At 35.7% G+C, this 13894-nt stretch carries 8 protein-coding genes; 5 read left to right on the top strand and 3 right to left on the bottom strand.

All coding sequences use genetic code 11. The annotated features are described in order from the left end of the window. The first annotated feature begins 34 nt into the window (after positions 1-34). Positions 35-289, top strand: coding sequence for a glutaredoxin 3 (grxC, locus tag ACFIMP_RS01220; protein ID WP_375685905.1), 255 nt, complete (start codon positions 35-37; stop codon positions 287-289). A gap of 20 nt (positions 290-309) precedes the next feature. Here the strand turns inward: grxC and ubiG are convergent, their stop codons facing one another. Then, complete coding sequence (gene ubiG, locus ACFIMP_RS01215) at positions 310-1053, bottom strand: bifunctional 2-polyprenyl-6-hydroxyphenol methylase/3-demethylubiquinol 3-O-methyltransferase UbiG (RefSeq protein ID WP_273790390.1); 744 nt, start codon at positions 1051-1053, stop codon at positions 310-312. 189 nt (positions 1054-1242) lie between these two features. On the opposite strand from ubiG, the gene ACFIMP_RS01210 reads away from it, so the two are divergent. Beyond that, complete coding sequence (locus ACFIMP_RS01210) at positions 1243-2499, top strand: aspartate kinase (RefSeq protein ID WP_375685904.1); 1257 nt, start codon at positions 1243-1245, stop codon at positions 2497-2499. A 2629-nt stretch (positions 2500-5128) separates the two neighbouring features. Here ACFIMP_RS01210 and nhaA read toward each other — a convergent pair. Both nhaA and ACFIMP_RS01200 read right to left on the bottom strand, forming a co-directional pair. Then, a complete protein-coding gene (gene nhaA, locus ACFIMP_RS01205) occupies positions 5129-6487 on the bottom strand; it encodes a Na+/H+ antiporter NhaA (RefSeq protein WP_375613536.1) in 1359 nt (452 codons plus the stop codon). Between the two features lie 146 nt (positions 6488-6633). Beyond that, entirely contained in the window at positions 6634-8340 is a 1707-nt protein-coding gene (locus tag ACFIMP_RS01200; RefSeq protein WP_375685903.1) for an aq_1923 C-terminal domain, read from the bottom strand. Between the two features lie 354 nt (positions 8341-8694). Between ACFIMP_RS01200 and ACFIMP_RS01195 the strand changes: the two genes are divergently transcribed. From ACFIMP_RS01195 to der, 3 genes are all read left to right on the top strand, one after another. Further along, positions 8695-10467, top strand: a complete 1773-nt coding sequence (locus ACFIMP_RS01195) for an SLC13 family permease (RefSeq protein ID WP_375613534.1) — start codon at positions 8695-8697, stop codon at positions 10465-10467. Between the two features lie 573 nt (positions 10468-11040). Beyond that, the gene (locus ACFIMP_RS01190; protein WP_375612087.1) at positions 11041-11712 is read left to right on the top strand and encodes a tetratricopeptide repeat protein; all 672 of its coding nucleotides are present in this window, start codon (positions 11041-11043) and stop codon (positions 11710-11712) included. Between the two features lie 4 nt (positions 11713-11716). Continuing rightward, complete coding sequence (gene der / locus ACFIMP_RS01185; protein ID WP_375613533.1) at positions 11717-13141, top strand: ribosome biogenesis GTPase Der; 1425 nt, start codon at positions 11717-11719, stop codon at positions 13139-13141. Positions 13142-13894: the final 753 nt, after the last annotated feature.

Here is a 13894-nt window from a genome sequence, read left to right as displayed (position 1 = left end):
TGAATATTATTAAAAAATATTGGAGGATAATACTATGAAAGAGATAATAATTTATACACGCCCTAACTGTCCTTATTGTACAAAAGCACGTGATTTGCTTAATAAAAAAGGCGTAAAGTATACAGAGATTGATGCTTCCACATCCCTTCGCCAAGAAATGGTACAGCGTGCAAATGGACGTAATACATTTCCACAAATTTTCATAGGTGATTATCACGTTGGCGGTTGTGATGATCTTTATGCTTTAGAGGCTGAGGGAAAGCTGAATTCTTTATTACAAGGCATATAATATTTGTAAATTACATATCCTTACGACCTTTTTGCGAGAAGGAGATAGTTAACACCCATATCTTTTGAGCGATTCCAGCTGTCGTTTAAAGGGTTATAAGTAATACCTATCTCATCAATGACAGTCAGAGCGTTTTTTGATAAGAAGTTTTTAAGTTCTAGAGGTTTTAGGAATTTTTTATAATCGTGGGTTCCTTTAGGAAGCCAACGTAGAATATATTCAGCGCCTACAATAGCAAGCCCCCATGCTTTCCATGTGCGGTTGAGTGTTGAGACAAACATCAACCCTTGTGGTTTCAACATTTTTGCTGTAGCTGCTATGAAGAGATTAACGTCAGCGACATGTTCAACAACTTCCATATTAAGGATAATATCAAATTTTTCTCCTTCATTAGCAAGTACTTCTGCTGTCGTCGTGCGGTAATCAATGGAAAGGTCATTTTGAGCAGCATGGGTTTTTGCGACTTCAATATTTGTTTGTGCAGCATCAACGCCTACAACCATAGCACCAAGACGTGCCATTGGTTCAGATAACAAGCCTCCTCCACAGCCAATATCAAGAATTTTCAAATTGTGAAAGGGCGTAAGTGAAGAAGGGTCACGATTAAACTCTAAACAGATTTTTTCTCTGATGTAAGCAAGGCGTGTTGGGTTAAATTGGTGAAGAGGTCGAAATTTTCCTTGTGGATTCCACCATTCTGTAGCAATACGTGAAAAATGATCAATTTCACTTTGATCAATAGTTGTTTGTGTTTCATCGATCATGTTGCCTTCCTTTTATTTTTAATGATCAGGTCAAGTAGATTTTATACAAAGTCAAGAGAAATTAATATAATCATAATGAAACTTGCACAAATGATAGATATTCGCTATGTCGAGAAAATGGTTAGTTGATACAGCATCTAATTCTCATTACTGTTTGAGATAAGAGATGTAAAGGTAAGAGTGTTATTAATGGCGCGCATTGTCATGAAATTTGGTGGAACATCTGTAGCAAACATGGAATGTATTCATAATGTTGCACGGCATGTCAAAAGAGAGGTTGATGCAGGCAATGAGGTTGCCGTTGTCGTATCTGCGATGGCTGGTAAAACAAATGAACTTGTTCAGTGGACAAGTGACGCTTCCTCCATGCATAGAGATGCTCGTGAATATGATGTTGTGGTTGCTTCTGGTGAACAGGTTACGTCAGGTTTGTTGGCTTTGACACTTCAAGAAATGGGGGTGAATGCACGTTCATGGCTTGGTTGGCAAATTCCTATTCATACAGACAATGCGCATGGCCGTGCACGTATTACTAATATTGATGGATCTTTTTTAATCGAGTGTTTTCAGGAAGGACAGGTTGCCGTTATTGCTGGTTTTCAGGGGTTATCTCCGGATAACCGGATTTCTACCTTAGGGCGTGGGGGATCAGATACAAGTGCTGTTGCTATAGCGGCTGCTGTACAAGCTGATCGCTGTGATATTTATACGGATGTGGATGGTGTTTATACAACGGATCCACGTATAGAGCCGAAAGCGCGTCGTTTACCAAAAGTAGCTTTTGAAGAAATGCTAGAAATGGCTTCTCTTGGTGCAAAGGTTTTACAGGTTCGTTCTGTTGAATTGGCAATGGTTCATAAGGTTCGTACCTTTGTGCGTTCAAGTTTTGAGGATCCTGATGCGTTAGGCATGGAGGATCCAATGAGTTCTTCTGGAACACTTATTTGCGATGAGGATGAAATTGTGGAACAACAAAATGTTACTGGTATTGCTTTTGCTAAGGATGAAGCACAAATTTCCCTTCGTCGGCTTGCCGATCGTCCAGGGATTTCGGCAGCAATTTTTGGTCCCTTGGCTGAAGAAAGCATTAATGTTGATATGATTGTGCAAAATATTTCTGAAGATGGCTCAAAAACTGATATGACTTTTACTGTACCATCATCAGATGTAGAAAAAGCCGTTACACTTCTTGAAAAGAATCGCAAAGAAATTGGATTTGATGTTCTCCAATTTGAAGGCGATCTCGCCAAGGTATCTGTGATTGGTATTGGAATGCGTAGCCATGCAGGTGTTGCCGCTACAGCATTTAAGGCTTTGGCTGAAAAGGGGATTAACATTCAAGCAATTACGACCTCAGAAATTAAAATTTCTATTTTGATTGATAGTGCTTACACTGAACTTGCGGTTAGAACATTACATGCTGTTTATGCTCTTGATAAGGGATAAGTATTTTTTAGTTTCAACAAAGTTTCAATAACATAAAGCTTTAATATATGTTAATAATTTTTGTTAAGAACAATTTATATTTTTAACTTAAATAGAATATTTAATACAGCAAAACTCTCTCATTTTAAGCTTGTTCATGATGAATTTAAAAATGGTCACTTATACATTACAAGAGAAAGATTTTTGGGTAAAAAACTCTGTTTAAGAAGGGATAAAAAATATGCCGTCTATAAACGTTTTAGAGCCTATAGAGTGAGATGGAGAAGACTTTACGATAAGCCTTAATGGAATAAGGAGCAGTGCACAGTGTTTATTCAAAAGATGCATGTTGCATGAGGGACAGTCCCGTCAATACAGATTTAATATTAAAAATCTTAGAGAAATGGGAGCTCATTGGATTAGTGACGGAATTACCAAAAATAAAATTGATGATGTATTTTCTATAGATATTTAGTTTATCTTCAAATGATTGTTTATGACTTTATGTGTATCTTGAAAATTTAATTTTTTCCGTATTATGAGGCAATAAAAAATCTATCTCTATAGACAATATTTATGTTTACGCTATACGTTATAAAATTACTATATCTTATGCGTTTATAGCTTCTTCAGAAGTACTTTTCATAAAATCATATAACTATAGATCAAAATTAATGATAATGTTACAGTGTGTTGCTTTTATTACTTAAATTTTTTTTCATGTCTATTTCTCTTTTTTGAATTATGATTAAGATTTTCAAAGTTTTTGATACCTCCATATGTTCTTTAGGTTAACTTTCTTCCCTTAACTACTCTATTATAAGTATTTTCTGTGTCATACTGCCAACCACGCATGAAATACATTCTTCCGTTTTTTCAGTATATCGTGCTAGTTTCTTTATCGTGTTTACATATTTTGCAAATGGTGGTCTTTGTAAGCAAAACTCTTCTTGTGAGAAATATAGCCATATTATTTTACTCTTTTTGTATTTTATGTGGCGTTGTATAAATTCGAAAGTCTCGGAAATATTGCTTTTTAAATTATCTATGAAGAGTATTTTATGGTATCAAGAAATATAGAGCGACCTCTTTAAACAAAAAGAAAATAAATATCAAATAAGAGCGGAAAAAGGGGAGAACAACGATATATATGCTCTATTTTTCCATCAATCATATGTTTTAGAATAGTCTAAATGACTAGGGGTTTCTTTTTTCCCGCGAGTTAATTACGTAAACTAGAGTTCTCCCTATGGAAGCATGCTTCAAGTTTAATTCTTTCATGGAGTGAGACAAGCGATGTGTCGATGATAAAAAACGGGAATATTTTTCCACTCCATTGTCAATCTAGTAGTGATGTTATGACGTTGTTATTCCAAAAAAATCTTTTGTTTTTTGTTACCTGTATCAATATCTAATATCAGCGTAGATGCGTGTTTGACGATATATATTGAGACGGGTAAGGGGCTTACGAGCAACTCCTTTTTTTGTATGCCAGATAGGAATAAGGATGTTGCGTATAACTGGTGGGGTAATTTCTGAAATGGAGATAAAACCTAATTGGGTGAGAATATGAAGCCATAAAAGTGAAAATCAACTTCCATTTTACAACTTCCTTTTAATTCTGCTTTACAACTTTCAAAGGTATTGACAGCAATATCTTTTAAATAATGGATATTACACATTGGTTCACGTTTTTGTTTATTGCGTTATTTAAATCGTATATGCCTTTCACGTAAAACAAAACGCTATTATAGTGCCAATTTACGCGCTTGTTTTGAAAAAATATCTCTCTCCCCAAGCGCCCCCCCACATTATGGCGCCTGTGGATGGCTAACGTAAAGTTTATTGGGGACCACCATCTCCTTTACTTAGATCAAAGGTGTCAGCTGGTCGTCATCATTTAATTTTTAGTTTTCCTGTTGAACAGCGCTTATATGGATATGATGAAGCATTCTTATTTCTTTCTTCAAATAATCCATACTTCTCCTCGGCTTGTGACGTGTAAGAGAATAGTCTTGATTGATTCATCATGTACAGATTTGAAATGAGGAAATCATACGATATCTAGACTCCATTCAAGATTTATAATGATAAATCAAATATTTTTTATCCAAAAATAATGTGCTTTTAAGAAGATAAAAATTAAAGTTATTTAGAATACCGCAATAAAATCAGTAACGAGGAGGGTAGTTTATTGGAAAAAAATAAACCATGGAATTACTTAACTGATTATTGAATTTTGCTTATTCTTATCTGTTTCGTATGATTAAACATAAGATATTGATTTATAATAATTAATTTTTCTTTATAGTGAATAATAGTTCCGACGAAAGGCAGCTTTTCTGAAACCACGAAGCCTTTTATATTGAAACAATTAAAATTATTTCTGTACATATCATGAGTGGAGCTGGTGCATGAGTAAAAGAATATTGAAGAAAGGAATAAAAATATCTCTTATAAGTCTTCTTAAGAGTCAAAGGTGTTGTAACATTAGAGGCTCGTAAATAGTATGATGATGTTAGTTTTCTCCTTCATAAGTGTAAAGATGAGGCGAGACAACAGCTTTTACATTAAATATCGTCCGAACCCAACAAATGAGCGAAATCGCTTTTTAAAAGTTCTGCATAAAAATGTATTTTCAGTTAGTTTGTTAGGAACTATGAGAAATTCCTTTATTGCGCTTAATATAAATAAATCCATATCCCAGACCGATAAGGGCAGATAAACCTGAGCCACAAAGAACCCCAATTTTTGCCGCATCAAGCAGAATAATATCTTTAAAAGCGAGCATTGAAACAAAAATAGACATTGTAAAGCCAATTCCTGCTAAAAAACCAATGAGTAAAACGCCTGTCCAGGTCATATGAGGGGGGAGGCGGCATAGCCCTGATTTTACAGCTATATAACTGGCAGTGATAATACCAAGAGGCTTACCGATGAAAAGACCAATGACAACACCCAAAACAATCAAGAATGATTTGTCAGAAGAAAGATCAAAGTTTGCAAAACTTACTCCTGCATTTGCGAAGGCAAAAACTGGCATGATACCGTATGCAACCCATGGATGCAATGCTTTTTGAACACGTGTTACTGGGGCGATCATGGCCCGTTGTCCTTTGCGCATCTTTTTCAATGCTGTTGAAATATGATGCAGATCTGTTTTTGTATTTTTTTCTTGAAGAATTTGCATAGCGTTACTGAGCATGGTGAGTGGCGCTACAAGAGTACGGGTAGGAAGAACGGGAGTCATCATCCCTAAGATTACGCCAGCAAGCGATGGGTGAACGCCTGTTACCATTAAACCCCACCAAATGATTGCACCAGGTAAAATGTAAAGCCATGCTGATGCAAGCCCGATCCACTGAAAAAATAGTACCAAAGCAATACCCGCTCCTGCAATCATTAAACCGCTAGGATCAATGTTTGTTGAGTAGAAAAAAGCAATAATAAGAACAGCGATAATATCGTCAATAATTGCTAATGATAGAAGAATAATATGAAGATTAGAGGGAATTTTTTTCCCTAGAAGAGCAAGAATACCTAGAGCAAAGGCAATATCTGTTGCTGTTGGCACAGCCCAACCGCGGATATGTCCCTCGTTAAAATTGAAGATAAAGTAAATAATTGCAGGAACACAAACGCCCCCTATTGCAGCAACAATTGGTAAGATTGCTTGTTTAAAATCGGCAAGAGCCCCTTCATGAATTTCGCGTCGAATTTCCATTCCTGCGACGAGAAAGAAAATAGTCATAAGGGCATCATTAACCCAGAAATGTAAATCCCATGAAAGAGTGAAATGACCCAAATTAAAGCCAAGAGGTGTATGCCAAAAAGATTCATAGAAAGCAGCATATTTAGAATTGGCAAAAATAAGTGCAGCAGCAGCAGCTAATAAAAGAACAACACCACTAAGAGCTTCAATATGGAGAAAACGCTCGATAGCAGAAAGCGCTTGATTAGTGACACGAGAAGCGCGATTAGGCAGGCGATTTGAAGATAAATCAGACATGAACAACTCCAAGCATCGTCAATTTTAGATTCTATACTCTCTGTATAAATGACTTTGTATGATACCTTCTGTATCATACAAAAGAAAAAAGAGGAATAAAGTTCTTAATTTATAGACAAGATCATCATGTTTAAAGCACAAAATGTTTAACGCGACGCTTCATTTTTAATAGTGAGATGTACTTTGCTTAAAGCCTTAGATAGATCATTTTGTAGAGCAGATTCGAGATCAACTATTGCGAGACCTTTATTATCTTTTGCTTTAATTTTAACGATCAATGTTTGTGGATTTTTAGCAAATTCTCCTAAGGATTTTGAAATTTTTTCTGCTTCGTCATGATTTTTTAGCAGAATTTTTGGGGTCTGCGTCATCATTAGATAGAAATCGTCATAAAGTTCCTTTTTTAGATCATGTTGGCTGTCATTAAGATTTTGCGCAAGATAAGAAAAAAGCTTATCAATGAAACCTGCATCCGTATATTGTATATCAATTTCATTGATGCCAAGGTCTTGAGACGCAGCAATCATTATATTTTTCTGACCAGAAAAAAGCTTTTCATCAACATCAATAACCTTAGCCGAGATGTTCCCAGATCCAACGTTTTTCATATTGAAAGACATTGTATCAAGAAAGAGCATACGTTTTTTTTCATCGTAAGAAATATCAATTTTTCCTGAAACATTAAAGCGCTCAAAGTTCAGATTTTTGAAGAACTCTAAGTCTTTTTCATTCATTTTTTTAGGTAAAACGGAAAGGTTATTGAGAGAAAGAAAAAGCTTTTTAGGGATAGGTTGTTTCCACAAACTTGGTTTGAATTGGAATGATTCGAGCGTTGCTTTCAACTGCGGTATATCAACGGTGATATTATCAACTTTGGCATCCGCTGAGGTAATGGCGAGCAGTATGTTTAGAAGAAGACCATTTTGTGCTACTTTTTCAGCGATTTTATTATTCTCTTTTCTTGCATTAAGATAAGCTTTGATTAATTTTTCAGGAGTTTGCTCAAGCAGTTTCATCTTTAAACCAGATGTTTTAAACTGCCCAAGGAAGAAAGAGCTGTTTTTTTCTGCTTCTTCAAAAATATCGACACTTATATTATTCAAAGAAATGGGGCCAGTAACGGTTTTACCTTGATTGAGAGCATTGTTTTTTCCAAAAATGATAGAGTAGGCATAGTTGATGTCGATATCATGGGCTTTTATTGTATTACTTTTAGCCATAAGTTGCATCTGTTTGGCACCATTTGCTACGATCGTTTTAAGATCCATATTTTTGATACTAACTGAATGGATATGGTTATTTCTAAAATCAGAAAGCTGGAAATTCTTGATTTCAACCGTTTCTGTTCGGTTATTTTTATTTTCTATAGAAAGTTGTATATTGGGAGCAATAATTGAGGAAAGCTCAATACGCATCATTGATTGTAAAAGACGTGATGTTATCGTTCTATCTTTTTCTTTTAAGGATACATTCCGAAGAGAAATTTGGGGAATTTGCACATGAATATTATTATACTTTAAATCAACATTATAAAATGTAAAAGTTCCGGGAATAAAGGAAAGAGGAGGACGGGCAGAAATGGCACCAATTTTAAGTGATGTACCAGCTGGAACAGGTATTGTCACATTCTTCAAATTGATTTTACCTAGAATGCTTACTTCAGATGTTTCGGCTTTTATGGAATGACGGGCTATTTCTTTTCTTACAAAACTGTCAAGATAGGGTTTTGCAATATAAAATCCACCAACAATTATAATTGCCAAGATAGCAACAAATCCAATAATGCAAGTGAGCCAATATCTGAGGTTACTTTGATACCCACTATTAAGATTGACCATTCTTTCTTCTTTCATTTTTATCACTCTTTGAATTGAGAGTGAAGATAAATTCTTTTAAGCAACGACAAAGGTTTAAATATAGCGTGTACCAGTTTCAACAATTATCTACTCTCTATATTAGAGTTATTCTCATCTTTTTTGCAATATAGCTTTATCAACTTTTATCAATTTTCTTTGGGTTCAGCACTTTATAGAAAAGCACGCATAATAAGGAGAGGCAAGTTTATGCGCATCATAATTTTTTATCACTTTAAAATTATCCTAAAATATTTCGATGTCTGCTTTTATCTTGCTGCTGTTTATAGGAATATTTAAAACATAAAAAATATGTTCTTGTTCATTATAATTTAATGGGGAGAGGTAAGTGTTATGACAGAAAATCAAATAATGGCTTTTTCGATCATTGGTCTCATGATGGTTGTTTTTATTTGGGATCGATTTCGTTATGATCTTGTTGCTATTTGTACTTTATTAATAGCTTGTGCCCTTGGTCTTGTCAGTCCGAAGGAAGCTTTTAGCGGTTTTAGTAATGATATCGTTATTATCGTGGGGAGTGTGTTTGTTGTCAGTACTGCTGTATCTCGCTCTGGTATAATGGAATTTATTATCCAACGGATATGGCCAGACGTGAAATCGGTGCGTCTTCAATTAGCGTTTTTGGTTCTTTCTGTTGTCGTATTATCAATGTTTGTTAAAAACATTGGTGCTTTGGCGATTATGCTTCCGATAGCTTTTCAGTTTGCACGTCGTTCTCAGGTTTCTCCTTCTGTCTTTTTGATGCCCATGGCCTTTGGTTCTTTGTTGGGGGGGCTTATGACACAGATAGGAACATCTCCCAATGTTGTTATTTCAGCGATGCAAGAACGTTTAGCAGGAACACCTTTTACTATGTTTGATTTTACACCAGTTGGTGCGGTTGTTGCGACGGCTGGTGTTGTATATTTGGTTCTTTTTTATTGGCTTTTGCCTGTGCGTGTGCGTTCAGGTGTATCATTTGATGATGCCATTGATATTCGTAATTATGTTGCAGAAGTACATATTCCAATAAATTCACCGATTGTGGGAAAAAATATTGTTGATTTGGTTAAGCCATCAAGTGGTGATGTTATGGTGATTCAAATCATCAGAAACAAAGTATCTATTTCACCATTACCAGATTTTGTTTTGTCTGAAAATGATATTATTTTGCTGGAAGGATCACATACAGGGTTAGATAGCGTGATGAATTCTGCTCGTTTAGAGTTTTCTAAGGGGCGAACTATTGTTGCAGGTGATAAGGACAGTGATATTGATATTATTGAAGCAGTCATTACCCATAATTCACCTCTTATCGGTATTAGTGCGAAAGAGTTTTCCTTATTTGATCGGTATAATGTAAATTTGCTTGCGTTAAGTCGTCAACATGAAAGGGTGCGGGGAAGACTTGATGATATTATTTTCCATCTTGGAGATGTGATTGTTTTGCAAGGACAGGATGCAGTTATTCCAAATTTATTAAGAGAATTGAAATGCTTGCCCCTAGCAAAACGAAATATTGTGTTTGGAAATTTACGACATGGTTTCATCTCTTTAGCTGTTTTATTTATAGCAATTATTTTTACAGCTTTTCATATTGTTCCAGTTGCTTTTTCTTTCTTTTCTGCTGCTGCTGCAATGGTGATCTTTCGTGTTTTGCCCGCGCGTGATCTGTATCAGGCATTAGATGGCTCAATATTAGTGCTATTAGCGGCTCTTATTCCAGTGAGTGAAGCGTTAGAGAAAACAGGATGTACGGATCTCATTGGTCAATGGCTGAGCCAATTGGCAATATTTTTCCCGCCATCCGGTGCTTTAGCGCTTATGTTGGTGACAGCTATGTTGGTTACGCCATTTTTGAATAATGCAGCAACAGTGATGATGGTAGCACCAATTGCGTCAAGTTTTGCTCATTCCCTTCATTATAAGCCTGAAGCTTTTTTGATGGCTGTTGCAATTGGTGCGGGCTGTGAGTTTCTTACACCTATTGGACATCAAAGTAATATGCTCGTGATGGCGCCAGGAGGATATCGTTTTAGTGATTATCCACGTTTAGGTGCTCCATTGGCGGTGTTGATCGTTATTATTGCTGTTCCAATGCTTATGTGGGTTTGGCCTTTACAATAGGATATTTTTAGAAACTTTAAGAATCAATTATAAAAGGTTGTTAATCGTATGAAGATAAGTTGAAGGGATATACTTTATATAAAGAGCTTTAACTGAAGATTTGGAATTATACCACACTGTAATCATGGCGCTTCGGTATTTTTGATACAGATAAAAATTTATCTATTTGGTTTTAGTAGATATTCATGGAAATTTACTGTTTATTCAAGTTTTTTCAAGAATTGGTTTTTCTATTATAATTGTATAATCCAATACAACCAACGATTGCGGTTGAAGACTTTAAAAGATTATTCCTCTATATAATGGAGAGAAAGTTCGCTTGAGATGATAGGCAATCATGATAAATATTAAGGCAGTGAATTTTTCATAATATGTAAAAGCTGTAATGTGAACAAACAGGGTGCTTACATCATTTTCGATTAAGACTGTTGCAAAAATCTGATTGAATTGGCTACATGTTGATTTAAAATAAATAAACGAGCAATTTAAAGATTTTTAGTTAATTAGGGCTACCATCTTTATCCATTTATGCGTAAAAGCACAGGTGAAGTAACTTTTTTCAAGGTATGATATATGTCGTATGATAGTTTTATTGCTGAAGTGAATGCAGAATTTCGTCAGGAAAAGGCGCTTGCTTTTTGGAGACGGTATGGTTTTTCAATTATTGGAGCGGCTGTTCTTTTTATATTCATGATAGTTGCTTATCAAGTTTATCATCATACACAAATAAAGAAAGCTGGTTATATTGGTGATGCATTTGTAAAGAGTCTTGATCTTGCGGATACACGTGATTTTGATAAAGCGATAAAGCAATTAGAAACTGTTAAAACCTCTCATTTTGGGGGGTATCCTTTTCTTGCTCGTTTACGTGAGGCTTCTTTACTCATGGAGAAAGGTGATATTATTAAGTCAGTGGAGATCTTTGATTCTGTTGCAGCGGATGAGAAAGCACCGCAGATTTTGCAGAAAGTTGCAAAAATTCGGGCGGCTTATATTCTGGTTGATACAGGGACATTAGCTGATGTTGAAAAGCGCATCAAAGATATGGCAAGTGATACCGATCCTATGCGTATGTCTGCAAGAGAAGCTTTAGGCTTAGCTGCTTATAAGGCGGATAAAATGGATGAGGCGGTTTATTATTTTAAGAAAATTTCTGAAGAAGGTTCTTTGGGTTTAAAAATAACAGATCGGGCTCGAATGATGCTTGAGCTTATACAAGCTGAGGGCAAGGCAAATAAGGAATAAATCGATGAGCCTTACCATTGCTATCGTTGGTCGTCCCAATGTTGGGAAGTCAACACTATTTAATCGTTTGGTTGGGCAAAAATTGGCTTTGGTTGATGATAAGCCTGGTGTAACACGTGATCGGCGTATTCATGCGGCAAAACTTCAAGATCTACGTTTTGATGTGATTGATACGGCTGGGCTGGAAGAAGCAGGTGATCATACACTTGAGGGGCGTATGCGTTCTCATACAAAAGTTGCAATTGATGAAGCGGATCTTATTTTATTTGTATTTGATGCAAAGAGCGGAATAACACCAAGTGATTTAAATTTTTCTTCATTGGTTCGCAAATCAGGAAAGCCAATTGTGCTTGTTGCCAATAAGTCTGAGTCAAGAGCGGCAACAGGAGGAGAGTATGAGGCGTGGTCATTAGGTTTGGGAGAGCCATGCCCAATATCGGCTGAACATGGTTTGGGACTTAGTGATCTGCGTGATGCAATTATAGATGCTGTTGGATCAGAGCATGTTTTTGGCAACAACAAAGAAGAAGATAGAATGATACAACCTGCATCTGTTGGTGATGATGTAAAGGATTTGGAAGAAGAAGAGCTTATTTACGATGAAAGTAAGCCCATTAGGATTACAATTGCGGGGCGTCCCAATACAGGAAAATCCACTCTTATCAATAGTATGTTGAAACAAGAGCGATTGTTAACAGGACCAGAAGCAGGACTCACGCGTGATTCTATTTCTGTAGATTGGGAATGGCGTGGTCGTCATATTAAACTTTTTGATACTGCAGGTTTACGTCGAAAGTCGAGAATTCAAGAAAAATTAGAAAAACTATCTGTTGCAGATACTTTGCGTGCTATTCGTTTTGCAGAAGTGGTGGTCATTGTTTTTGATGCAACGATACCTTTTGAAAAGCAGGATTTACAAATTGCTGATCTTGTGATTCGTGAAGGGCGTGTTCCAGTTATTGCTTTCAATAAGTGGGACCTTATTGAAAACAGTCAGACCACATTGATTGATTTGCATGAAAAATGTGCGCGATTTCTTCCTCAAGTTCGTGGTTTGAGAGCTGTTCCTTTATCAGGACAATATGGTCAAGGGATTGATAAACTGATGGAAAATGTCATGATGATGCACCGTGTATGGAATCGTCGCATTTCGACGGCTAAATTGAACCAATGGCTTGGAACTGTTGTGGCACATCATCCACCTCCTGCGGTTTCTGGACGTCGACTTAAGGTTAAATACATCACACAGGTTAAGACACGTCCTCCTGGGTTTATGATTTCCTGCTCGCGCCCCAAAAGTATGCCTCAGTCGTATTTGCGTTATCTTGTCAATGGGTTACGTGAAACATTTGATATGTCTGGTATACCCGTTCGCATATCATTACGAGCCTCTGATAATCCTTTTGCGACACGTTCCAAGAAGAAATGATAACTCTTTAATTTTTTAAGTGAATGAAATCTATACTTAAGAATCTTAAAAATAAGTTTTTTAAATGATCGTTCTTTTCATAAAAGAAAAAGTTTTATTTGCTAAAGTTTTAATTTTATTGATAATCATTTATCATGAGCGCTATTGAATAGAGTTCTCTCATCTTGATAAAGATCATTTATTTGCATGTCATGAGAAGAGTTTAATAGGGAGTATTTAAGAAAGAGTACATAATCCTCTTAATGGGTTATTAAAGTGCAAGAATAGATGCAATATGAGGGTAGGGGAATGTAATTATGATGCTTGTTTGAAAAGCAGCATTAGATTATCGTTTCATAAAAATAAAGCTTATGAATAAGCGCTTTTGCTTACGATAGTTTGTCTGAATAAAAAGCAAAAATATTTGCTGAATCTACGGATATTCAATTGTAAAGAGCGAAATTCATAAAAGTGGATTAAAATTGTATAAAGTAGTATGGTAATCGTATTTAAATTTTATTGTGTTCTATTGGCTTAATCTATTTGAAATTTTGGATTTATTAATATCTTGTATTTAAAGGACCTTCTCTTAATACCCTCAAGCTCATTTCGTGATGAGGCCTGTAATGGCGTATATAAAATACTTTGCGAATAGGATCATATAGAAACCATTGATTATTTCATTTTCATAAAATAAAAAGTGCAAGTTTATTCGAATAAAAGGAGAAAACCAACGCTCTCATACTGTTTTTAGCTTTCTATGTTCTCTTTCAA

The sequence above is a fragment of the Bartonella sp. AP65SXKL genome (assembly GCF_042195725.1).
In the GTDB taxonomy this organism is placed as follows: domain Bacteria; phylum Pseudomonadota; class Alphaproteobacteria; order Rhizobiales; family Rhizobiaceae; genus Bartonella.
The sequence above is the reverse complement of the archived record's forward strand: the minus strand, read 5'-3'. Positions and strand labels throughout refer to the sequence as shown.

Excerpts from the sequence above, each read along its gene's own strand:
- ubiG (WP_273790390.1), bottom strand. The coding sequence starts at position 1,053 with ATGATCGATGAAACACAAACAACTATTGATCAAAGTGAAATTGATCAT.
- der (WP_375613533.1), top strand. The coding sequence starts at position 11,717 with ATGAGCCTTACCATTGCTATCGTTGGTCGTCCCAATGTTGGGAAGTCA.
- ACFIMP_RS01195 (WP_375613534.1), top strand. The coding sequence starts at position 8,695 with ATGACAGAAAATCAAATAATGGCTTTTTCGATCATTGGTCTCATGATG.
- ACFIMP_RS01210 (WP_375685904.1), top strand. The coding sequence starts at position 1,243 with ATGGCGCGCATTGTCATGAAATTTGGTGGAACATCTGTAGCAAACATG.
- grxC (WP_375685905.1), top strand. The coding sequence starts at position 35 with ATGAAAGAGATAATAATTTATACACGCCCTAACTGTCCTTATTGTACA.
- ACFIMP_RS01200 (WP_375685903.1), bottom strand. The coding sequence starts at position 8,340 with ATGAAAGAAGAAAGAATGGTCAATCTTAATAGTGGGTATCAAAGTAAC.
- nhaA (WP_375613536.1), bottom strand. The coding sequence starts at position 6,487 with ATGTCTGATTTATCTTCAAATCGCCTGCCTAATCGCGCTTCTCGTGTC.
- ACFIMP_RS01190 (WP_375612087.1), top strand. The coding sequence starts at position 11,041 with ATGTCGTATGATAGTTTTATTGCTGAAGTGAATGCAGAATTTCGTCAG.